We start from the raw sequence: 23353 nt of genomic DNA, 5'->3' as shown, positions 1-23353 counted from the left end.
TGTATTTTAATTAATAGACGCAATCAATAACATGAGATGATCATCCTTCCTTAATGGATCCGCCTGTGGCGATGATTCGTGCGGTAGCTATTCTTATCGAAAAATATTTTTGAATACAAACGGATAAGATCATGTTATTGGGAAGTATATGAAAAACAGCTAATTATTATGTACACAGTAGGACTGGCCAGCCCTCGCCAGTGAAATAGCAAGTAACGGGCTATTCGCTTGCTACGACGAAAAATTAGCAGCATGAAACTCACTCATCATCTTTTTATGTACTATCTTTACTCTGCGGTTTCCCGGCGCTGTCGGAGTCCGCAGTGGCAGCGTCTGACAGGTCAGGCTCTGACTTTCGTTAATGCGCAGTCCGTATTCAAACTCCTTGTGCCAGGAATATCTTATGGTGCAGATTTTTAATTATTTCCGATATCCGTACTTCAGGACAATTCACTTTTCATTACTGGGGAAGAGTCAATATATTTTTAGTCATCGTTGCTAATTTCATAGTGAAATTAGGCAATGAAAACCATGAAATTGTATCTATACTAACTTCATAGGGTGATATTATGTCAGATGATGCTATTAATATTAATGAAAAGTATTTCAGGCAGATTGAAAATATTCTTTTGAAAATAGAGTCGGCGTACCAGAATAAATTTGTGACACAGGGATCATTAATCAATAAGCAATTTTACGCTGAGCGTGACGCTTTATTTTCACAATTAAAGCCTTTGCTGAAAATAATTGTAGAAAATTTTATTAAACTCAATAAATATCATGATGTAAAACAGCCGGTGAAGCTTGCTGTAAAACCAACGGCTCATCCGTGGGATTATACTGGCAAGGCAACAAGAGCAGATGGTGCAACGGATATAAACAGTGCAGAAAAAGCGACCGCATTTATGAATATGGGCGGATGGGTAGCACTGGATATCTCATTCACTGATACCAGTAACGATATTTACCATGCCTGTACGACTGGTCGGGAGCGGGAGTGTGGACAGGTTGCACTCAAAAAATACAGTGAGTTTGTTGATGGCGATAAGAGAGATATCACGGATAAATCAAGCGCTGCAACGATTTGTGTTGCCGCGGGTGTACCGGCTTATGGTGAGGAGACGTTTGTTTGCGGCCTGGTTGTTACGATGGCAGATTCATTGAAAATCAATATGATGGGCAAAAGAACGGGGAATACCTTAAACCGGTTAATTTATCGTGGTGACTGATGCGTGTTTCAGACGATTAGCAGAATTGAAAGCCTGTCCCATCGGACTGTTTTATCTGCCATTTTGGCTCTGGGCAGCGCCCGAAAGTCTCACGTACTCTCTGTACGCTGCCATTTCTCCGCGCTGCCCATGTCCAGACTGTCTGTATCGGCTATATGCAGAACCGATTTTATTGTCAATTTGCCGGATAATACCTTCAGAAAGTGAGTCTTAACATGACAAATCACCAGCCTAACCACGCTGTCCTGAACGCGCTGCCGATCGGATATCGTTTTAATGAATTTGAAATTCAGGAAATGATTGGTGGTGGTGACTTTGGCATTGTCTATCGCGCCTGGGATCACCAACTGGAGCGTACCATTGCGATTAAAGAGTTTATGCCATCACTGATGACAGTACGTAATGAAGATATGGCACTGGTATTGCGTAACGAACGTTTCAGTCAGGCTTTCTCCGCTGGATTAAACAGCTTCATTCAGGAAGCGCGCATACTGGCGTGCTTTAACCATCCTAATCTGTTACACGTGCTGCGTTTTTGGACACAAAATAACACCGCTTATATGGCTACTCTGTTTTACAGCGGCACGATATTAAGTCGTCTGCGTGAACAACAACCGTATCTTATTAATGAAGCATGGATCCGCCATATATTGCCGATGCTGTTAGGCGCAATAAAAACGTTGCATGATACCGGTTATCTGCATCGTGATATTTCGCCAGATAATATCCAGATTCAGGATAACGGCCTGCCAGTATTATTTGACTTTGGTTCGGCACGAAGAACCATCAGCCATCTCTCTGATGGCACAGAAACCATGCTGCGCCCGGGGTATGCGCCTGTTGAACAGTACAGTGACGATAATGAAAGTGAACAGGGCGCATGGACCGATATTTATGCGGTCGGTGCGGTTCTGCATACCCTGATCGTAGGATCACCGCCACCGGTGAGTGTCGTGCGTGGCATTCAGGATAACTATCAGCTACTGGTAGAACGTAAACCGCCAGGTTATTCACTGTCGTTGCTTCAGGCCGTGGATAACGCTCTGGCGCTGCATATGGAAGATCGTCCGCAATCGATCGAAGCATTTGCCAAACTGATCAACACGCCAATTTACGGTATTGACGATGTGTTATCGATAAAAAAAGCGGAAACGACACCGCCGTTAGTACAAGATCAAGATCCTGCGCTGGCAACACATGGCTGGCAACGTTATAAAGTCCCGGGGATGGTAACGGCGGTGATACTGACCGGAATGGTTGCCAGTGGCATGAGATTTAATCACAGCATGAGCGGTCCCCGGCTTCCGGCCATCCCTAAGGTATCATTATCAACGGCGGACCCTCCCGCCGCACCAGCCATCGCTTTGCCATCCGAGCCGATAGCTCAGGTTTATATACGAATGGAAAAAGGAGAAACACTGAGGCTGAACGGCGAGCCTCATGACCTGCAGCCAGAGAGTAATGGCTTTATTTCACTGCAACTGCCACCCGGTGATTATGAAATCACCCTGCAAGGCAATGATCACATTCGGCAACAGACGTTAAATATTACCCGGGCAGGCACATGGCTTATTAACCCGACAGATTAATCACCCGCAGCACGGGTATTATCATACTGAGATACAGCCTCTCTTTTTGATAATCAGCGGCGGTACTATCCGCGTTTTATTCTGTAAATCGATCATTATTTTTAGAGATATCTCTCATAACGCAGTTCTGAACACCCTTTTTCCGACAGGTGGCATAACCATTGCTTTATTCCGTTATCTTTCTTTGTGTATGGAGACGGAATAACTATGGATACATTGCTTGTTGGCACTGAGGTGGCCCGCGTGGATGGGCTGGCTAAAGTGATGGGGAAAGCAATCTATGGCGATGACATCAAAATGGATAACATGTTGTACGGTGTATGCCGTTACGTGGATATCGCCGCCGGGCGTATTGATGCGCTTGATCTGTCAGAAGCAGAAAATGTCCCCGGCGTGGTGCATATTGCCACCTGGAATGATATTCCGGGTCAGCGCAAGCTAGGGGCGATTGTTGCCGATCACCCGCCGATTATCGACGATGAAATCGCCTATCGCGGGGATGTGGTGGCGGTTGTGGCGGCAGAATCCTATGAAGCCGCCTGCATTGCCGTCGATAAAATCAAAATAACCTACACCCCCTGGGAGCCGATTACCTCCACGGAGGAAGCCATAAAACCTGGGGCACGCCTGATTCACAGTGATCTTGAGAGCAATATTGTCAATCGTCACCACACGGTGAAAGGCGATATTGACGCTGGATTCGCTGCCTCCACACGGATTTTCGAACGGGAATACGAAGTCGGCTTTCAGGAGCATGGCTATATTGAGCCGGAATCGATTACCACCTACCTCGATAATAACCAACAGATCATGACCGTTGAGGGGTCGATTCAGAACGCTCATCGTACTCGCGCGGTGGTGGCCAAATATCTCAACTTACCGCAATCGAAAGTCAACATTAAACGCTCGGTATTGGGGGGCTCCTTTGGCGGAAAAGATGACATTATTGATAACGTCTCCTGTCGTGCGGCGCTGCTAACACACCTCACCGGTCGCCCGGTCAAGATCTCCTATAACCGCGAACAATCGATGCGTGAAAGCTACAAACGCCATCCTTATAAAATGAAATACCGTATTGGTGTGGATGATGATGCGCGTATTCAGGCCATTAAGGTAGAGATACTCGCGGACAGTGGTAGCTACTGCGGACAGACGGTCTTTGTCACCTGGCGCAGCTCTGTCCAGGCGGCGGGGCCTTACAACATTCCTAATGTCCGTGTCGATTTGATCGGCGTCTATACCAACAACAACTATACCTCCGCTTACCGTGGTTATGGTGCCCCGCAGGTGATCTTTGCCAATGAATCGCTGATGGATGACGTAGCGGGTGAACTGGGGCTATCGCCGGTTGAATTTCGCTTGCGTAATATTCTCAAACAGGGCGATACCAGTATGGCGGGGCAGGTTTTCAGTGAACACACCGTTTCAGCCCAGGAGGTACTGGAGAAGGCGCTGCACAAAGCGGATTATGAGGCCAAACGGGAACACTATAAGCGGCTTAACGCCGAAGGTGGCCCGATCCGTTACGGTATCGGCTTCGCCCTGAGCCATCGTGGCTGCTCACTGGGGGCGGAAGGGCTGGATGCCTCCTCTGCGCTGATTCAGGTCAATGCCGACGCCAGCGTCAACATTTCTACTTCGGTGTCCGAGAATGGTCAGGGACTCCAGACCACCATGTCGATGCTGGCTGCCGAAGCGTTTGGTATCGCGCTCGATCGCGTGATGTTCAGTGAACCCGACACGGCGATGATCGCTGATGGCGGTTCGACGGTGGCTTCCCGTGGCACGCTGATGGGGGGACAAGCGATCCTCAGCGCTGCCAATAAAATCAAGCAACGCATGGCGGATGCTATCCGGGAAACGCTGCAGGTGGACAGTATTGACGATATCAGCTGGCAACATGGCAAGGTATTCAACCGCCATAATCTGGAACTTAGCCTCAGTTTCCAGCAGGTGTGTGATATGACCCGCGCGACGGGAGCCAACCTCTCTGCTTATGGCTGGCATGTCGCACCGAAAATTCACTGGGATGAGGAAAAAGGCTGTGGCAGCCCCTATTTTACCTGGGTTTACGGCTGTCAGGTGGCTGATGTTGCGGTGGATATGCGCACGGGCAAAATCAGCGTCAATAACGTTGTGGCAACCCACGACGTCGGCAAAGTGATTAATCGGGTCGGTTTTAACGGCCAGGTATACGGTGGCGTATTACAGGGGATGATTGGTTACGGCATGCTGGAAGATTTCAACATTGAGCAGGGTGTCGTGAAATCGGAAAATTTCGATACCTACCTGTTGCCGACCATTAAGGATATGCCTCACATCGACATCATTGCGGTCGAAAACTATGACAAAGCCGGGCCGATGGGGGCAAAAGTGATCGGCGAGCCGGTATTAGAACTGGGGGCTGCCGCACTCAACAATGCGGTCAGTTTTGCCATTGGGCGTCCTAACCGCACTCAGCCGCTGACCCTTGAACAGGTACGACTCGGTTATAACCTCAGAAAACCGGAACGCCAGAGTGAACAGATGCTGGAGTCGGAGGATAAAAAGCAGGTTCTGCGCCTTAACACCCTGTCATTAAGTATCCCGCAAACCCTGCAACAGGCATTAACGCTGATGGCGGAAAAGAAAGGGGCGATGCCTGTGGCTGGCGGCACAGATGTACTGGTACAGGCGCGGATGATGTCAGGTGAGGTGACGCTGATCAATATTGCCGGACTCGCTGAACTAAAAGAGATCTTTGATATTGAGGGCGGACTCTCCATTGGTGCGGGCGTCTGCTTTACCGATCTGGTCAGGCACCCACTGGTTCAGCAACGCTATCCGCTTCTGGTCACCGCCGGTAAAACGGTTGGTTCTCTGCAACTGCGTAACCGCGCAACGCTGGGGGGCAATATCGTCAATGCCGCGCCCTGTGCCGACGGCATGCCGCCATTGATTATTTATGACGCAGAGGTCGAACTGCGCAGCGTGCGTGGATCGCGCCGGATGCCGGTCAGTGAATTTGTCACTGGCGGTTATCGCACATGTATTGCACCGGATGAACTGGTGACGCGCTTTATTCTCCCGGTACCGATGCAGCAGCCACTGATCAATCGCTATTTGCAGCTTGGCCGACGCAATGCGCTGAATATTACCCGTCAGAGTTTAACCGGACAGTTCATGGTCGATAAAGGGGTGGTTCGCCTGTGTCGGCTGGTGGATGGTGCGCTGTTCTCGCAACCCCAGCGTTTACATGAGGTGGAACAGGCGATTATCGATAAACCGTTAAATGACGAAACCATCGACTATGCGGCTGCAATACTGCACGACAAGGTAGAAAAAGCGATCGGTAGCCGCTGGTCAGCCCCTTATAAAGTACCGGTATTTATCGATATGTTCCGGCAGATGTTGCAGGAAGTGATGGCAGAGCAGAAAAATAAGGAAGCATGAGCATGAATCATATTGAGCTAAAAGTAAACGGCATTCGCATTGCCCGCGATGTCGATGATAATACCCGGCTGATCGATTTTCTGCGAGAGGATCTGAAACTCACTGGCACCAAAGAGGGCTGCTCAGTGGGTGAGTGTGGTGCCTGTACCGTGATCCTCGATGGCAAATCGGTCTGCTCCTGTTTGTTACTGGCCGCCCAGTGTCACGGTGCCGAGGTAATGACTGTCGAAGCACTCCAGCACGATCCGATCGGTAAAAAATTACAACATGCTTTTGTGCGTCACGGCGGGGTACAGTGCGGTTTTTGTACGCCAGGCATATTGATGAGCGCGAAAGCGCTACTGGATACTAACCCGTCACCGAGTGACGATGAGCTAAAAGAAGCGCTGGAGGGCAATATCTGTCGCTGTACCGGTTATCAGCCGATCATTACTTCGATTAAAGCTGTCCTGAAATAGTGAATATTGATAACACCTGCCGTTGATAAGTGGCGGCAGAAAAGCAGGATAATCATAATGAGCAATGTCGTGTATAAAGAGTGCATCATGCTGGCGGCTGGACTCTCCAGCCGCATGGGCAAATGGAAAATGATGATGCCCTGGGGCGAAGGAACGATTCTGGATAGTGCGCTGGCCAGTGCGCTCACCTTTTGTGATCGGGTCATTCTGGTTACCGGATTTCGTGGTGATGAACTGGCTGCCTGTTATTGCGATCATCCCGCGATTGAGGTGGTATTTAATCCACATTATCAACGTGGCATGTTCTCCTCGGTGCAGTGTGGTGTCAGCCATATTCATACCTCCCGCTTCTTTCTGGCACTGGGGGACATGCCGGAGGTCACGGCCGGGATTTATCAGCGACTGTGGAACAGTACCGATGCACAAACCTGTGCGATTCCGGCTTACGAAAAGGGAAAAGGCCATCCGGTTCTGCTGGTGCAACCGGCGGCGGATCTGATCCGCTCTGCCCCAGAGGGCACAACGTTGCGTGATGTGATCGATCAGATGGCGACACGTATTGTCCCGGTGAATGTCGAAGGCATCCGCTGGGATATCGATACGCCGCAGCAGTATCAGCAGCTGGCCCGAAGGTATCATAAAGCGCCAACGGTTATGGAGTAACTGAGCCACTAAACACTTAGAGCCTGGTCCATCAGGCTATTTGACTTGCCATTTCGCAATAATTAGCTGGGGGGAAGTAATATCTTCCTCAGAAATCTGAAATATCCTCTAATCTGATGTAATAAAAAACAATATCGATTGCAAAGGAGCTACAGATGAGTTTTTATAGACGACCTGTGACTTTGATTTTATCGCTCTGGCGAATCAGCTCGACTGTCTACGTGATTTCCGCCATACGGGAATTGTTTACTTTGATGGCACGCAAAGCTTACTGATACGTCCTTCACGTCGAATAGCCCATCGCAATCAAAGTGGCGTTACTCACGTTATCGTTGCCAAAGTGCCTATTGTCACCGCTTATCACGCCTCTCAGGCAACGGTCAGAGCGTTACAATTCCCGGCTTTGGGTAATGAGACTACCTCAACACTTATCGCCTGTGGCGCGGCAGTGGTCACTGCATATTTAGCTTTTGGTGCGACTCTCGCAGTACCGTTAACTGCTGGCGCGTCCGGAGTGGTTGCGGCGGTGATCGCTGCAGGGACCGCGGCTACATTCTTACAATGTATTATAGGGATTGGTCGTCTGGTGACTATTGGTATAGGTAACGAAGAGTCCATTGCCTGGCTTGATACTTATGACTGGTATATCGCGACAACAACTGCACTCGATGTTATCTCATTAGCAGGAGCTGGAGCTGGGTTAAAGAACACTCTTGAAACATATCAATTAATGAAAAAGGCATCATCTAATGGTGCAGTTAACTGGCTTAAGTCATTAAGCCGAGCTGAACGCAAACGCATTACCGTCGGAATTATTCGCGCACAAAATCCAGGGATCTCAAACAGTGGTATTAAAGCCGCTATGAAAGCGCAGATTTATCCCAGGCATTATCCGTCAGACGCACTGCAGCACTCTTTACAGCGTGAACTGTACAGTGCTATCACTAACAGCTCAGCATTTGTCGACAGTGCCCTGAGCGGCACAATACGCCATCCGCAAAATATCAGTCAGTCGGGTCAGTATGTTATTAGTGTGATCCAGTCATTTGCCACCAGCGTTAATTAACCATGTGGTTGCCAAAAATCCATAATAGCCTGACGCTGATGGCGATGACTGAAAAGAGAATCAGGGCGCGAGACCCTCAGCGATTAGAAGCGGCAAAAATGTATTTAATCAAACGGACTGGCATACCTGTTGGCGGGTATGTATTCGCGACCCCGCTCGTTTTTAGCTGCTTTTTTAGTGGGCTAAGAGCCTATCCCATTAGGCGTTATTGGCGCAGCCAGTTTGGACACGGACAGCGCGGAGAAACCGCAGCGTACACGGAGTACGTGAGGATTTCGAGCACTGCCCAGGGCCAAAATGGCCAGTAAAATAGCCTAATGGGATAGGCTCTAAGTTATGCCATATTACAGGTGCCCTTATGGGTAACCTTTTTTTCCTGGCTGGCCTTACCGCGATATAAAGTTTTTATTGCTATTTTTCCAGCGGCGGCCCTTTATTCTGTATTACTCGTTTTTTCAATGCTATTGATCGTTCGCGGTTATCAGTTAGCACTGAAATTCTATCTCGCCATGATTTTTCTGACCTTACTACTGGCCACGAGTAGTCTGATCTACTTCCTGATTGATAGCTTATTCTTTGCTGGTGATAAGTGATTTATCATCATGGCGCTGGTCAGTATCGTATTCAGCCTCGTCAGCATCAGACTGATTAACAGTGCCATGTTCCGCAAAACTATCACATATTGTTTGTATAATCGGATCTGGCGCTGGCAACTGGATTATGCCAAACAACGTCTGCGCGAAATAGTGGTGAAAAAACGCTGATGACCCCGGCCAGGCTCTTAGCATCGGGCAATATTGTCAGCGTTCAGCAAGGGCATTCGCCTTCCCCTGGGGGAAGGCGAACAGACGGGCGAGATCAGGCGATCAGCAACTGATTCAGACGGCGAATAAACTGGTTCGGATCTTCCAGTGTGCCACGTTCGGCCAGCATAGCCTGATCCAATAGTAACTCCACCCACTCTTTGAACTGCGCTTCATCGGTGGTCTCTGCAGTACGCTTAACCAGCGTATGCTCCGGATTGAGTTCAAAAATATATTTTACGGCGGGAACGGCTTGTCCGGCAGCGGCAAACAACTTTGCCATCTGAGTGCTCATTTCATCGGCATCTGTGGTGACAATCGCTGGTGTATCAGTCAGACGATGCGTCAGACGTACCGCTTTCACCCGATCCCCCAGCAACGTTTTTACCCGTTCAACAAACGGCTCAAGGGCTTTTTCTGCCTCTTTGGTCGTTTCGTCCACTTCATCTGCCAGCTTATCCAGGGATTCATCCGCTTTCGCTACTGACTGGAACGCCTTACCATCAAACTCGGTCAGGTAGCTCATCATCCACTCATCGATGCGATCAGAAAGCAGCAGGACTTCGATACCTTTTTTACGCAATAACTCGAGGTGTGGGCTGCTTTTCGCCGCCGCATAGCTATCTGCGGTGATGTAGTAAATCTTCTCCTGCCCCTCTTTCATACGTGAGATGTACTCTTCCAGCGAGACCGTCTGAGCCGGGGAATCGGTATGCGTGGTAGCAAAACGTAACAATCTGGCGATAGCCTGCTGGTTAGCATGATCTTCCGCCGGGCCCTCTTTCAGTACCTGGCCAAATTGCTGCCAGAAAGTTTGATATTTTTCGCTATCTTCTTTCGCCAGTTTCTCCAGCATTTGCAACACACGCTTGGTTAACGCATTGCGCAGATTATGCGTCACGCTGCTATCCTGCAGAATTTCACGTGATACATTGAGCGGCAAATCGCTGGAATCCACCAGCCCACGCACAAAACGCAAGTAATTTGGCATGAATTGTTCTGCATCATCCATGATAAAGACACGCTGGACATACAACTTCAACCCGTGTTTATGATCACGGTTCCACATATCCCACGGTGCCTGAGACGGGATATACAACAGGCTGGTATACTCCTGTTTTCCTTCTACCCGATTATGGCTCCAGGTCAGCGGATCACTGTAATCATGGGCAATATGCTTATAAAACTCGGTGTACTCATCATCGCTGATGTCTGATTTATTCCGCGTCCATAATGCCTGAGCCTTATTAATTTTTTCCCAGGAGATAACGGTTTCACCGTCTTTTTCTTCCTGTTTTTCAATTTCAACCGGCAGGGCGATATGGTCAGAATATTTGCTGATGATCGTGCGCACACGCCAGTCATTGAGAAAATCGTCTTCACCTTCACGCAGATGGAGTGTGATTTCTGTTCCGCGATCGGCTTTGTTAATATCCGCTACGGTATAATCACCTTCACCGGTTGACTCCCAGAAAACCCCATTTTCTGCGCTCTCACCCGCTGCCCGGGTACGAACCGTGACTTTATCGGCGACAATAAACGCAGAATAGAAACCGACACCGAACTGGCCGATAAGCTGGCTGTCTTTTGCCTGATCAGAACCCATCGCTTCCAGAAAGGATTTAGTACCGGACTTCGCAATCGTACCAAGATGATCGATCACCTCATCGCGGCTCATCCCGATACCATTATCAGAGATAGTCAGGGTGCGCTTGTCTTTATCAAACGAAACCCGCACCCGCAGCTCACCATCGCCTTCATAAAGATCCGGTTGTGACAACGCGCGAAAACGGAGTTTATCGGCTGCATCGGAAGCATTAGAGATAAGCTCACGCAGGAAAATTTCTTTATTCGAATAGAGAGAATGGATCATCAGATGCAGAAGTTGCTTCACTTCTGACTGAAAACCACGCGTTTCTTGTCCTTTCATCTGGCTTACCCTCAATAAATAGACACCATGTTTATGGTTAATAAAACCGTTGCACTGAAAATGGGGACGCACGGGAAAATTTTCAAGCGACGATGTCCACTTCTGACAGTCACGGCTAAACGCCTGGCCTATCAGGCTATTTTACTGGCCGGGGAGTGCCTGAAATCTGTAGATGATGGTTTCTCCGCACCGTCCATGTCCAGACTGGCTGCGTCAATAACGCCTGGTGGGCCAGGCTCTTATCTTTTTTACTGCTATTCTGGCCTGAAAAGATTCACCAGGAGACTTTGTTGAATAAATCAGAGGCAGTCGATGGAGTCTATGGTTCCCTCGGATACATCCGTTATGCGATCCGGACACTATGCGGCATACCCAACGACGTCATTCGATTCAGCGCTTTGATCATCGCCATCGCTTCACCCACCTGCGCATCATAGTCTCGCAGGCTCAGATGAACACCCAGCAACGTTTTGACGCGGTACATCGCTGTTTCTGCCAGTGAACGCCGGTGATAGCCCACTTTCTTTTTCCAGACATCATTACTGCCGCTCAGATGCTGATTGGCCACCGCGTGGTTACGTTCATGATACTTCCCGGACCAGTATTGCGCGCCACTTCGTGGCGGGATCAGTGGCCTGATTTTTTTCCTCAACAAGGCATCGTGGCAGTAATGCGTGTCGTAAGCACCGTCTGCCGAAGCTTCCCTGATTTTCCTGTGGGTCTGGTTTATCAAACCCTCCAGTGCCTGCGCATCCGTCGTTCCGCTGAGCGATAAGTCAGCACAGATTATCTTCTGCGTCGCTCTGTCTGCGGCCAGATGAAGCCTGCGCCACACTCTGCGCTTGTCAGTCCCGTGCTGCCGGACTTTCCATTCACCTTCACCAGCGACTTTCAGGCCCGTACTGTCAATGACGAGGTGTGAGATCTCGCCACGGGCTGGCGTTTTTATGCTGATGTTAACGGTGCTGTCCCGCTTGCTGAGCAGAGAGTAGTCCGGGCAGCGCAGCGGCAGAGCCATCAGCTTAAAAATCGAGTCAACGAAGCCCTGTAAAGCCCGGAGCGACAGGTTGAACACGCGTTTCATCATCAGTACCGTGGTAATTGCCATATCGGTGTAGTGAAGTGGCCGGCCTCGCCCCTCAGGCTTTGCACTGTCAGTCCATGCAGCAATGGCAGCCTCATCAAGCCAGATCGTCAGTGAGCCACGTTGTCTGAGTGCGTTATTGTAGGCATTCCAGTTGGTTATTTTAAACTTTTGCTTTGCCATAGTGACCAGATATTGAAATGACTGTAGCTATCAGATCCGCCAGTCACCTGAAAGTTCGATTTATTCAACAAAGCCAATTTTCGACCTTCTTCTCCCAGCGCGTCAGGATACGACGGTAGCGATTCATCCAGCTGTGTGTTCTCTCTACCACCCAGCGGTGAGCCTTAAAATCTGTGGCTTTTATTGCTTCGGACTCATCTTTCCGTGACTGAATATGGGGTTCATAGCGACGACTTTTCAGATACAAATCCAGCCATTCCGCTTCATAGCCTTTGTCCATGCACAACCTGAGCCTCTTTCCCGGTCTGCCCGTCTGAAGGGCGTCAAGCGTATCCGCAACCAGCTTTATGTCGTGCGTATTTGCACCAGCGACTACCAGCGAGAGGGGAAGCCCGTTCGCATCAGTCATCAGGCTACGCTTTACGCCCTGTTTCCCCCGGTCTGTAGGGTTCCGTCCTGTTTTTTTGAACCAGCGAGCGGGGATTTCGTCATGCAGCCATCCATCGAGAGCCATGACCAGTCAATGGCATCCAGTTGTTCGCAGGCAAGCAACCCGTTCTGCCAGAAGCGTTCAAATACTCCGGCATCCCGCCACTCCTGAAATCGGCGGTGAGCAGAGCCTGGCGAGCATATATCGGTGGCATTCAGGGCATTCCACTGGCAACCTGTTCTGAGTACGAAGAAAATAGCGTTCATTGCAGCGCGATTATCAACCCGCTTTCGGTGCGTACCCAACGGGTGCTGAGTTTTATGTTCCGGAATGAGTGGAGCCATTTTCACCCAGAGTTCATCACTGCTCTGCCACTTGTTGGCCGGCATGCTTCGCCCTCAAAAATTACCATTATTTATTAGCTGACAACTCCTTTTGGGATAGGTTCTTAATTACTCTACATTAGCTTATGCTTTCATGCTCTCATTTCCAATAGGGGCAATGATTTGTGCAATTACGGTCTATATATACATATTTTTGCGAGATGTATTCCCAGCAAAAATAGTAATATCCTCTATGATTTCAGTGTATATTGGAAGCTTGGCTCAACATCATATACAGGTGAACAATCTTCCTGAAAAAATAATATTAATTGGACTCATAATTATGGTCCCCTATAACATGGTCAATCTAGCCAGTTCATTAGTTATTAAAAGGAAATTTAATTTTAATCGTTTAGTATCAGGCTTATCCCTTTTTACTGTGTCAGTTGCTCTTTTTATTATTAGCATGACAGCAATGAAATATATTGAAAGATTTCAAGAAAAGTTTATTTTTCTCGATGCAAGAACATCTACGATATGTGGTGGCTCAGAAAGCAAATCTCTTTATATTGAAAAAAATGAAAATCAGTGTTATAAAATATCAGGAAATAAATTCTCGGAGTTAAGACTAACTCTTGTAGATAAAAATATCTCGAATATAAATAATAAAGGCACTTCAACTTATGAACAAAAATAACCCTGCTAATTCATTTTCTATAGAAGCAAGGAAAGAAGCTTTTCGGAGAGCTGAAGCCAGTCTTTTTTTATCAAGTAAAGATCCCAAAGGCTCCTCATTTTTTAATGAAATAAAAAGTAAGGTAATCAATGGAGAGCTAACCTATGAAGAGGCAAAGAGAGAAGTATTAAATTATCACATTGAACGATCTAAAAATCAAATTAAAAAAGGCTAACATCCAGTTAGCTGTATTAGCTCAGGCTCGAACTGACAGTTTGCGTAGGCAAAATGCAACCAAATCTGACAGTCTGCTTTGAGCGAAAAGTGGACATCCAAGAATTGATGAAAAGTACAACATCTTCAGGTAATAAATAAATTTCGCCGAAATAATGTAATTACCGACCCGAAGGCCGGTAATTGTTAACACTGATAACCTTTTACCACGCGTAAGCTTCAGGTGCCTCTCCGCCTGGCCCCGGCCAGATGGTATCCAGTCTTTTGAGCGTATCATCTGAAAGAGACAGCGTCAGGGCATTGAGATTCTGACGGAGCTGTTCAACTGTACGCGGACCACTGAGCACGGCGCTAACCACCGGGTTCTGCAGTAGCCAGGCCAGCGCGACGTCTGATGGCGCTTCCCCCAGCTCATCACACAGTGTTTCCCAGGCCTCCAGTTGTGGCCGCAGGCGGTTGATTTGTGCCTGCAGCTGCGGTGATGCCCGGCGGCCACCGGCAATTTTCTTCAGAACACCGCCCAGCATCCCCATCCCGACCGGGCTCCAGGGGATCAGGCCAATGTCGTAATGACGCAGCGCCGGAATGACTTCCAGCTCAATCGTGCGCTGGGTCAGATTGTACAGGCTCTGTTCCGATGCCAGCCCCAGCAGGTTGCGCGCGTCAGCCTTGCACTGTGCAGTGGCAATATCCCAGCCAGCAAAGTTACTGCTGCCAACGTAGCTGATTTTACCCTCACGGATCAGCTGTTCCATGGCCTGCCAGATCTCCTCCCAGGGCGTGTTCCGGTCGATATGGTGCATCTGATAGAGATCGATATGGTCCGTTTTCAGCCTTTTCAGGCTGGCCTCACAGGCCCGGCGGATATGGTAGGCAGACAGGTATTTGTCGTTCGGCCCCGTGTCCATCGGCTGGTAAACTTTCGTGGCCAGCACTATCCGGTCACGCTGACCACTACGCGCCAGCCAGTTACCGATGATTTCTTCGGATGTTCCGTAACCCTTTGCCATATCCGGCGACTGCGGCCCGCCATAGACGTCAGCGGTATCGAAAAAGTTGATACCTGCATCCACGGCTTCATCCATGATACTAAAGCTGGCCGACTCATCCGTCAGCTCACCGAAATTCATGGTACCGAGACCGATGTGGCTCACCCGCAGACCGGTACGCCCCAGATGTTTGTAGTTCATGTCAAATGCTCCTTAACTGAACGTGTTATTGCAGATTCTTACGGAAAAAGTCTGTCAGCTTGTCAAAAGGGATTACGTCGGTACGGTCATACAGATCGACATGCCCTGCGCCCGGTACGACATACAGTTCTTTAGGCTGACCGGCGCGTTTGAAAGCGTCCTCGCTGAACTCTTTTGAGTGTGCCTGATCGCCGGTAATAAACAGCATCGGGCGCGGAGAGATGGTTTCAATATCGTTGAACGGATAGAAGTTCATAAACTTGCCAATACTGCTCAGCATCGGTTTCGTCGTCAGTTCTTCTTTCTGACCCTGTGGGGTGTAGCCGCCGCGTTCGGTGCGGTAGAAATCAAAGAACTCGCGCTGAATATCCGGTGTGGAGTCATCCAGTTTGTTCACGGTGCCAGGGATATAAGCCGTCTCGCCGCCCTTAAACTCGGCTAACCGTTGCTCAATGGCTGACTGGATAAAGGCCTTACGTTGTTCTCCCGTCTGGGAATGATTAAGGCCATTACGGAATGCGCTCCCCATGTCATACATGCTGACCGTGGCAATGGCTTTCATACGCGGGTCAATCTTGGCGGCACTGATAACAAAACTTCCGCTGCCGCAGATACCCAGCACGCCAATGTTTTCTGGATCGACAAACGGCTGTGTACTCAGATAATCAACCGCCGCGCTGAAATCATCTGTGTAGATTTCCGGTGAAATCAGGTGCCCCGGTTTGCCCTCGCTTTCTCCCCAAAAAGAGAGATCGATAGCCAGCGTGACAAACCCCTGCTCCGCCAGCTTCTGCGCATAGAGATTCGAACTCTGTTCCTTAACGGCTCCCATCGGGTGACCAACGACGATCGCCGGGTGTCGGGTATTCTGGTTCATCTTTTTCGGGATAAACAGGTTACCAACCACGGCCATCTGATACTGGTTTTTAAAGGTGACTTTTTGCTGCGTCACCTTATCGCTTTTATAAAAATTATCGGCTCCACGGGACATATCCGCCGCAGAGGAAGCAAATGCACTGATCAACAGCCCCAGCGCTAACATAAATTTTTTCATGATGGTCTCCTTATCATTAAGCCAGGGTGGCGTTATCAATGACAAACCGGTAATGCACATCGCCCCTGAGCATGCGCTCATAGGCATCGTTAATCTGGTCGGCGCGGATAAGCTCAATGTCGGCGACAATGCCGTGTTGGGCGCAGAAATCGAGCATCTCCTGCGTTTCAGGAATGCCGCCAATCATCGACCCGGCAATCGATCTGCGCTTCATGATGAGGCTGAACACCTCTGGCGCGTCATGCGGCGTGGCTGGCGCACCCACCATGGTCATCGTGCCATCACGTTTCAGCAGCGCAGTGAACACGTCGAGGTTATGCGGCGCAGCAACGGTGTTGAGGATAAAATCGAAGCTCCTGGCATGGGCTTCCATTTCGCTGGCATGACGGGAGACCACCACCTCATCTGCACCAAGCGCTCTGGCGGCGTCACGTTTGGACTCAGACGTGGTAAAGGCCACGACATGCGCGCCCATGGCGTGCGCAAGCTTGATCCCCATATGCCCCAGTCCACCGATACCGACCACGCCGACCTTTTTGCCGGGGCCCGCCTGCCAGTGACGCAGCGGTGAGTACGTTGTGATCCCCGCGCACAGCAGCGGTGCCACGGCGGCCAGCTGCGCTTCCGGGTGAGTGACGCGCAGGACATAGCGCTCATGCACCACAATCTGCTGCGAATATCCGCCCAGCGTGTGGCCCGGCGCATCCGGCGTCGGGAAATTGTATGTCCCTGTCATATGGTCGCAGTAGTTCTCCAGTCCTTCGTCACAGTCACTGCAGTGCCGGCAGCTGTCGACAATGCAGCCGACCCCCACCAGGTCCCCTGCACAAAAACCGGAGACGTGATCGCCAACGGCCACTACACGACCGACAATTTCATGTCCCGGTACGCAGGGATAGAGCGTCCCGGCCCATTCAGCGCGTACCTGGTGGATATCCGAATGGCAGACTCCGCAGTACGCGATATTAATCTGCACATCATGGGCCCCGGGGGCGCGACGGGTGATATCTATCGGCTCCAGCGGCAGTGTGCCCGCATGGGCACCGTAAGCTTTAACTGTCATGGCATTACTCCTGGGTTTAGGAATGATCTGCGGCAGAAGTGTCTGCCCGCGAGGTCAGAAAGATCAGTACGGTTGCGATAATCAGCATCGCGGCGCTGGCCAGGAAGGTGCTCTGGTAGCCGTGATGGTCGAAAAGCAGGCCGCCCACCGTCGAACCGAGAGCAATGGACAGCTGCACCATCGCCACCATCAGTCCGCCGCCAGCTTCGGCATTCTGAGGGAAGGTACGCGGAACCCATGCCCACCATCCCACTGGTGCGGCAGTGGAAATCAGCCCCCACACTCCGAGCAGCGCCGTCACGATGGCTACCTGACTGCCGAAGGCAATCAGTGCCAGCGCGGTGATGGCCATCAGTACCGGGATGGCCATCAGGGTCGTGTAGAACCCGCGTTTTAACCCCCGGCCAATCAGAGTAGTGCCGATGAAACCCGCGACACCAATAACCAGCAGGACCAGGGTCACCGTTGCGGCATCCACCCGCGTCACCGTCTCAAGGAAAGGCCTGATGTAGGTAAAGAGCGTGAATTGCCCCATAAAGAAGATCCCCACACCCAGCATGCCCAGCGTGACCACCCGGCGACGAAACAGCGTGAAAACGTTGCGGGAAGCCGCCGCCTGACGGGTGACCGGCATGGAAGGCAGACTGAGTAATTGCCAGACAAATGCGATGATGGCGACCGGCACCAGGCAGAAGAAGGCCCCCCGCCAGCCAACAACCGATCCGAGCCAGCTGCCCAGAGGGGCAGCCACGACGGTAGCCAGAGCATTGCCGCTGTTGAAAATAGCCAGCGCCAGCGGAACACGATGGACCGGGACCAGACGCATTGCCGTCGCGGCCGACATCGACCAGAACCCGCCGACCACAATGCCAATCAGGGCCCTGCCCGCCATATAGGTCAGGTAATTGGGTGCCATCGCAATAACAGCACCGGAAATTGCCATAATGCAGGTCAGGCCGAGCAGCAGCGTTTTACGGTTAAGCGTGCCTGCCAGCACGGAAATAAACAGGCTGGTTACTACTGCAAATGCCCCGGAAATAGCGATGCCCTGTCCGGCCATGCCTTCGGTGACACGAAGGGTCTGCGCCATCGGTGTCAGCAGGCTGACCGGCATGAATTCGGAGGCGATCAGGGCGAAGACGCACAGCGTCATGGCAAAGACACCACTCCAGTGCGCAGGCTGTTTCCCGCTTCCGGTGTTTTTTTTTCTGTTTTCGTCTGTCTTATTACTCATTCAGGGATTTCTTTTCAGTAGATAACATGTTGTCTGTGCCCCGGAGCCTTCAGCGCTGCAGGAAGAGCTGAAACGGCATACAGGGACGGGATAAGAGGGATAATCGCGGTACGGGAGGTGCTGCGGGTCAGTTGGCGACTCTGATCTGCACCGCAAGAGGTCCGTGGCGCTGCAGGACCGGCAGTCCGGAATCCACTTTCCCTAACGGGATCAGTGAACGGGCGTAAGCCCTGCCCCGGGCAAAAATTGCCAGGTTGCCCCAGGGCGCGTAGTAAGTGATATCTCCGGCTTCCGGCGTCATGCCGTCCGGTGCCTGCACCGTGGAAAGCCTGCGCGGCAGGTCGCTTATACGCTCAATATCGTCATAGTCTTCCAGCGTCAGGCTGAGGGGAAGCAAAGACGCAAAGTCCCGGCCTGTCGGCGTATCAAAGAGGGTGGCGGTGGCGGTTTCTCCCTCCACAATGATCTCAATTTTCATAAGCGTCTCCTGCGCCACTCCCCGGTCGTTGTCACCCGCCATAGCGGACTGCGTGACGAAAAGCAGGCCGGCAAGGAACAGCAGTGATGTTCTGCGGCAAGCGTTTTGCATAAGGGTTAGCGTTGACTTTTTCATCGCATTATTATTACCAATATGCAGCGGGTTAACTAGCTAATGAATACTTAATACCCTTATAAATAAAATTTATAAATGGACCGGAAACGAGCATGGCCAGACGCAATCTCAACGACTTACTCTCTTTCGTCACCGTGGCGCGTGAGGGCAGCTTTACGCGCGCTGCCGCCCTGCTCGGCGTGACCCAGCCCGCACTGAGCCAGGCGATTTCCGGGCTGGAAGAACGGATGCAAATCCGCCTGCTGACAAGGACCACGCGCAGTGTGTCAGTGACGGCTGCCGGGGAGCGCCTGCTTCAGTCTGTGGGACATCGTATTGATGAGATTGAAGCCGAGCTGGACATGCTGACGGCACTGCGTGATAAACCTGCCGGGACCGTCCGTATTACATGTGGACCTCATGTTCTGAAGACCACACTGCTGCCAAAGCTGACGCCACTGTTACGCGAATATCCTGATATTCATATTGAGTTTGACGCCAACCACGGGTTCCGGGACATCGTGGCGGATCGTTTTGATGCCGGCGTGCGGCTCGGAGACACTATCGACAAAGATATGATAGCCGTACCCATTGGCCCGAAACTGCGCATGGCGGCTGTAGCTTCCCCTGAGTATTTCGCCCGGTGCGCCGCCCCTCAGACGCCACGCGATCTGATGCAACACTGCTGTATTAATGAGCGCATGGTTCAATCGGGGAAAATTTACACCTGGGAGTTTGAGCAGGAAAACGGTAAATTTCACGTTCGGGTTGAAGGGCAACTGACGTTTAACACATCGGAACACGTCGTTGACGCAGCTCTTGCCGGACTGGGCATTGCCTTTTTACCTGAAGAGGAGTTCGGCACACATCTGCAGGAAGGAAAACTGATCCGCGTGCTTGAAGAATGGTGCCGTCCTTTTCCCGGCTACTATCTTTATTATCCCAGCCGTAAACAGCCTTCCCCAGCGTTTTCACTCGTTGTGGATGCGTTGCGTATTAACCGGAAAATTTAACGCTGAATTATCGGGCCAATATTTCAGGAACGGACGTGAACGTCCGCTTTTGGCACAGAGCGGACTGTCAGCTTAGGTTAAGCCCTATGCAGTAAAAGTGTAAGATCAAGTTTGAGCTAATACAAGTTAGCCTCTTTTCACTAGTGAGCCATTTTATAGTCCCTTAATGCATTTTTAAGTAACTCAGTTTGCTCATCAGCATCATCATAATTATAAATTCCGGTAGCAGAATAATACTCTTCGATGCATAGAATATTTATCAATGGTTCACAAATCTCTTTAATAAACTCCTTGTTGTTATCGGCAAAAATAATTTTTATTCCTTCCAAAACAAAGCTATTATAATCAGCCATTATCCACCTCCTTACAGGTGTTTAGTGGAAGCGTCAGTTAACGTTACCGCGCTAACTGACGCGTCTAAATCAAGATTTTTTACTGCCAGTTAAACTATCACCCTCAAACTCATCCTGTTCGTGGTTACTCTGACGATCGGCGGTGTGTTTACGTATTTGATTCGCTATTTCCCCACCAACGCTCTGTTGTGATTGGATAGAATTAGTACTTCCCTTCATCATCTGATACTCCGCAGCTCCATTAGACAGCCCGCTCGCCATGTGAGAAGCCATGCGGCCAGCTCGTGAGAATGATGAAGCAAACCCCTGGCTTCCTCCGCTGACGCTACCTGTATTGCTCCCTGCATAAGAACCACCGGAACCGCCTGATGGTTGTCCTCCAGAAGTATCTACGGAACCGGTATCTTCCCCGCCGCCAAATCCTCCACCTGAGCCACCTTTATAACCAGAACCAGATTCTTCGGCCATCGCCGCTTGGGCAGATTCAAATGCTGCTTTTAGAGCGGAAGCACCACCACTGACTTGAGCTGTAGCGCTCATTGCCATTGCCCCAGCGCCACTGATTGCAGTAGTAGCAGCGCCAGTAATCATACCTGCTCCAAAACCACCGATCCCTTGTAAGGATGCTCCTCCAACAACGCCTGATAACAACAACGGTAATTTATTCGTCAATACTAAAAGAATAATTGACGCCAGAAGTAAAACAATAAGACTATTAAGATCAGGAATATCATTTTTAATAATAGAAAAATACTGATCTATAAATGACTGCCCAATCCCAATGATTAATGTCATCGTAAATAACTGAATACCAATCGATAATACTGTGCGTAAGTAATTTATTGCAATATCAGAAGTCCATTTCGAGCCACCAAACCCAAGCAAAATAACTCCTGCATAACACAACACCCATGCAGAAACTAACATTATTAGCATATTTATCGCGATAAGCGCCATTACTACTAATACTATTATCGCGACGGTTATCATAATGGTCGAAATCATTGGAGACCAAATTTATTCTGCTGAACTGACCTTTGTTAATATCACAAAAGCCATATCAACTATGCTGGAGGGTGAAATACCAGTACTTATTCCTAAAGCATTTGCTGCAAGTTGTCTCATTGAGTTAATTATAGATTGTGATATGGCTGGGCCGTTGATTAAAAGATAATAAAAAAAACCAATCACGGCAAAAAAACGAACTATTTCTGCAAGTGCACTGATTAAACCTTCCCCTTGCATCGCCAACATACCAAATGTCCAAACCATACTTATTAATACCAGCCCCCAGAAGAGCCAATTTGCATAATCACCAATTACTAATGACCATGTGCTGGCTACTTGCTGAAACTTATCTAATAACGTATCAAGTAATCCGCTACTATCTAATTGACCAGCATAAGCATTTACAGAAAACAAAAAAATCATTCCCAAAAAAGTGAGTTTGCTTACTATTCTCATAATTACCATTCTCGCTTAGGGCTAGGGTTGTTATTACTGCACAGGGCACATTTATCGTAGTTATGTTCGTTCAATTTATTCTCTGGCGTCGATAAACAATCTTCATCTTTTTTATCGCAAGAGCATAGAATCAATGGAATGATTAGAATAAAAATGACCAAAAGTTTATCTTTCATTCAGCTACCGGCTTTGTTGAATAAATCAGAGGCAGTCGATGGAGTCTATGGTTCCCTCGGATACATCCGTTATGCGATCCGGACACTATGCGGCATACCCAACGACGTCATTCGATTCAGCGCTTTGATCATCGCCATCGCTTCACCCACCTGCGCATCATAGTCTCGCAGGCTCAGATGACCACCCAGCAACGTTTTGACGCGGTACATCGCTGTTTCTGCCAGTGAACGCCGGTGATAGCCCACTTTCTTTTTCCAGACATCATTACTGCCGCTCAGATGCTGATTGGCCACCGCGTGGTTACGTTCATGATACTTCCCGGACCAGTATTACGCGCCACTTCGTGGCGGGATCAGTGGCCTGATTTTTTTCCTCAACAAGGCATCGTGGCAGTAATGTGTGTCGTAAGCACCGTCTGCCGAAGCTTCCCTGATTTTCCTGTGGGTCTGGTTTATCAAACCCTCCAGTGCCTGCGCATCCGTCGTTCCGCTGAGCGATAAGTCAGCACAGATTATCTTCTGCGTCGCTCTGTCTGCGGCCAGATGAAGCCTGCGCCACACTCTGCGCTTGTCAGTCCCGTGCTGCCGGACTTTCCATTCACCTTCACCAGCGACTTTCAGGCCAGTACTGTCAATGACGAGGTGTGAGATTTCACCACGGGCTGGCGTTTTTATGCTGATGTTAACAGTCCTGGCACGTTTGCTGACCAGAGAGTAGTCCGGACAACGCAGCGGCAGAGCCATCAGCTTAAAAATCGAGTCAACGAAGCCCTGTAAAGCCCGGAGCGGCAGGTTGAACACACGTTTCATCATCAGTACCGTGGTAATTGCCATATCGGTGTAGTGAAGTGGCCGGCCTCGCCTCTCAGGCTTTGCACTGTCAGTCCATGCAGCAATGGCAGCCTCATCAAGCCAGATCGTCAGTGAGCCACGTTGTCCGAGTGCGTTATTGTAGGCATTCCAGTTGGTTATTTTAAACTTTTGCTTTGCCATAGTGACCAGATATTGAAATGACTGTAGCTATCAGATCCGCCAGTCACCTGAAAGTTCGATTTATTCAACAAAGCCATAGTTAGTCTGCTCTATTTTCCTTAGGGAAGGCTTAAGCGCTTAA

At 49.8% G+C, this 23353-nt stretch carries 20 protein-coding genes and 2 pseudogenes; 11 read left to right on the top strand and 11 right to left on the bottom strand.

Features of this window, described 5'->3' with window-relative positions; translation table 11 throughout:
• Positions 1–569 precede the first annotated feature (569 nt).
• The 8 genes from PT300_00295 to PT300_00260 all read left to right on the top strand — a co-directional run bounded on the left by PT300_00295 (position 570) and on the right by PT300_00260 (position 9201).
• A complete protein-coding gene (locus PT300_00295; GenBank protein MDF7679141.1) occupies positions 570–1229 on the top strand; it encodes a hypothetical protein in 660 nt (219 codons plus the stop codon).
• A gap of 215 nt (positions 1230–1444) precedes the next feature.
• Entirely contained in the window at positions 1445–2818 is a 1374-nt protein-coding gene (locus tag PT300_00290; protein ID MDF7679140.1) for a serine/threonine-protein kinase, read from the top strand.
• A gap of 207 nt (positions 2819–3025) precedes the next feature.
• A complete protein-coding gene (locus PT300_00285) occupies positions 3026–6250 on the top strand; it encodes a molybdopterin-dependent oxidoreductase (GenBank protein ID MDF7679139.1) in 3225 nt (1074 codons plus the stop codon).
• Between the two features lie 2 nt (positions 6251–6252).
• Positions 6253–6708 (top strand): (2Fe-2S)-binding protein, encoded by a 456-nt coding sequence (locus PT300_00280; GenBank protein MDF7679138.1) that lies wholly within the window; start codon positions 6253–6255, stop codon positions 6706–6708.
• Between the two features lie 57 nt (positions 6709–6765).
• Positions 6766–7371, top strand: coding sequence for an NTP transferase domain-containing protein (locus PT300_00275; GenBank protein MDF7679137.1), 606 nt, complete (start codon positions 6766–6768; stop codon positions 7369–7371).
• A 340-nt stretch (positions 7372–7711) separates the two neighbouring features.
• Positions 7712–8437 (top strand): hypothetical protein, encoded by a 726-nt coding sequence (locus PT300_00270; protein MDF7679136.1) that lies wholly within the window; start codon positions 7712–7714, stop codon positions 8435–8437.
• A gap of 458 nt (positions 8438–8895) precedes the next feature.
• The gene (locus PT300_00265; GenBank protein ID MDF7679135.1) at positions 8896–9030 is read left to right on the top strand and encodes a hypothetical protein; all 135 of its coding nucleotides are present in this window, start codon (positions 8896–8898) and stop codon (positions 9028–9030) included.
• A gap of 9 nt (positions 9031–9039) precedes the next feature.
• Positions 9040–9201 (top strand): hypothetical protein, encoded by a 162-nt coding sequence (locus PT300_00260; GenBank protein ID MDF7679134.1) that lies wholly within the window; start codon positions 9040–9042, stop codon positions 9199–9201.
• A gap of 94 nt (positions 9202–9295) precedes the next feature.
• Here the strand turns inward: PT300_00260 and htpG are convergent, their stop codons facing one another.
• The 3 genes from htpG to PT300_00245 all read right to left on the bottom strand — a co-directional run bounded on the left by htpG (position 9296) and on the right by PT300_00245 (position 13256).
• Positions 9296–11170 carry a molecular chaperone HtpG gene (htpG, locus tag PT300_00255; GenBank protein ID MDF7679133.1) on the bottom strand — a complete coding sequence of 625 codons (1875 nt, stop codon included), beginning with the start codon at positions 11168–11170 and terminating at the stop codon, positions 9296–9298.
• Between the two features lie 343 nt (positions 11171–11513).
• Complete coding sequence (locus PT300_00250) at positions 11514–12437, bottom strand: IS5 family transposase (GenBank protein ID MDF7679132.1); 924 nt, start codon at positions 12435–12437, stop codon at positions 11514–11516.
• A 64-nt stretch (positions 12438–12501) separates the two neighbouring features.
• Positions 12502–13256, bottom strand: a protein-coding gene (locus PT300_00245) for an IS5 family transposase (GenBank protein ID MDF7679131.1) whose coding sequence is annotated in 2 segments (ribosomal slippage) — positions 12502–12903 and positions 12906–13256 — 753 coding nt in all. Because the reading frame shifts where the segments join, the coding sequence is not laid out codon by codon here.
• 292 nt (positions 13257–13548) lie between these two features.
• Here PT300_00245 and PT300_00240 point away from each other — a divergent pair.
• Both PT300_00240 and PT300_00235 read left to right on the top strand, forming a co-directional pair.
• Positions 13549–13887, top strand: a complete 339-nt coding sequence (locus tag PT300_00240) for a hypothetical protein (protein MDF7679130.1) — start codon at positions 13549–13551, stop codon at positions 13885–13887.
• Positions 13874–14101: an antitoxin VbhA family protein gene (locus PT300_00235; protein MDF7679129.1), complete on the top strand. Its 228-nt coding sequence runs from the start codon at positions 13874–13876 to the stop codon at positions 14099–14101. Before PT300_00240 ends, PT300_00235 begins: the two co-directional genes overlap by 14 nt.
• 202 nt (positions 14102–14303) lie before the next feature.
• On the opposite strand, the gene PT300_00230 is transcribed toward PT300_00235, so the two are convergent.
• The 5 genes from PT300_00230 to PT300_00210 all read right to left on the bottom strand — a co-directional run bounded on the left by PT300_00230 (position 14304) and on the right by PT300_00210 (position 19119).
• A complete protein-coding gene (locus PT300_00230; GenBank protein ID MDF7679128.1) occupies positions 14304–15290 on the bottom strand; it encodes an aldo/keto reductase in 987 nt (328 codons plus the stop codon).
• A 25-nt stretch (positions 15291–15315) separates the two neighbouring features.
• Positions 15316–16344 carry an alpha/beta hydrolase gene (locus tag PT300_00225; GenBank protein MDF7679127.1) on the bottom strand — a complete coding sequence of 343 codons (1029 nt, stop codon included), beginning with the start codon at positions 16342–16344 and terminating at the stop codon, positions 15316–15318.
• Between the two features lie 16 nt (positions 16345–16360).
• Positions 16361–17407, bottom strand: a complete 1047-nt coding sequence (locus PT300_00220; GenBank protein ID MDF7679126.1) for an NAD(P)-dependent alcohol dehydrogenase — start codon at positions 17405–17407, stop codon at positions 16361–16363.
• Between the two features lie 16 nt (positions 17408–17423).
• Positions 17424–18641 carry an MFS transporter gene (locus PT300_00215; GenBank protein MDF7679125.1) on the bottom strand — a complete coding sequence of 406 codons (1218 nt, stop codon included), beginning with the start codon at positions 18639–18641 and terminating at the stop codon, positions 17424–17426.
• A gap of 127 nt (positions 18642–18768) precedes the next feature.
• Positions 18769–19119, bottom strand: coding sequence for a cyclophilin-like fold protein (locus PT300_00210; GenBank protein ID MDF7679124.1), 351 nt, complete (start codon positions 19117–19119; stop codon positions 18769–18771).
• Positions 19120–19346: 227 nt separating this feature from the next.
• On the opposite strand from PT300_00210, the gene PT300_00205 reads away from it, so the two are divergent.
• A complete protein-coding gene (locus tag PT300_00205) occupies positions 19347–20246 on the top strand; it encodes a LysR family transcriptional regulator (protein MDF7679123.1) in 900 nt (299 codons plus the stop codon).
• 140 nt (positions 20247–20386) lie between these two features.
• Here the strand turns inward: PT300_00205 and PT300_00200 are convergent, their stop codons facing one another.
• From PT300_00200 to PT300_00190, 3 genes and pseudogenes are all read right to left on the bottom strand, one after another.
• Positions 20387–20599, bottom strand: coding sequence for a hypothetical protein (locus tag PT300_00200; protein ID MDF7679122.1), 213 nt, complete (start codon positions 20597–20599; stop codon positions 20387–20389).
• A 69-nt stretch (positions 20600–20668) separates the two neighbouring features.
• Positions 20669–22063, bottom strand: a pseudogene (gene trbL / locus PT300_00195) (P-type conjugative transfer protein TrbL).
• A gap of 245 nt (positions 22064–22308) precedes the next feature.
• Positions 22309–23232 (bottom strand): annotated as a pseudogene (locus tag PT300_00190) (IS5 family transposase).
• Positions 23233–23353: the final 121 nt, after the last annotated feature.

This window comes from Enterobacteriaceae bacterium ESL0689 (genome assembly GCA_029433525.1).
Classification (GTDB): Bacteria; Pseudomonadota; Gammaproteobacteria; order Enterobacterales; family Enterobacteriaceae; genus JAQTIF01.
This window is presented reverse-complemented; position numbering and strand designations above follow the sequence as displayed.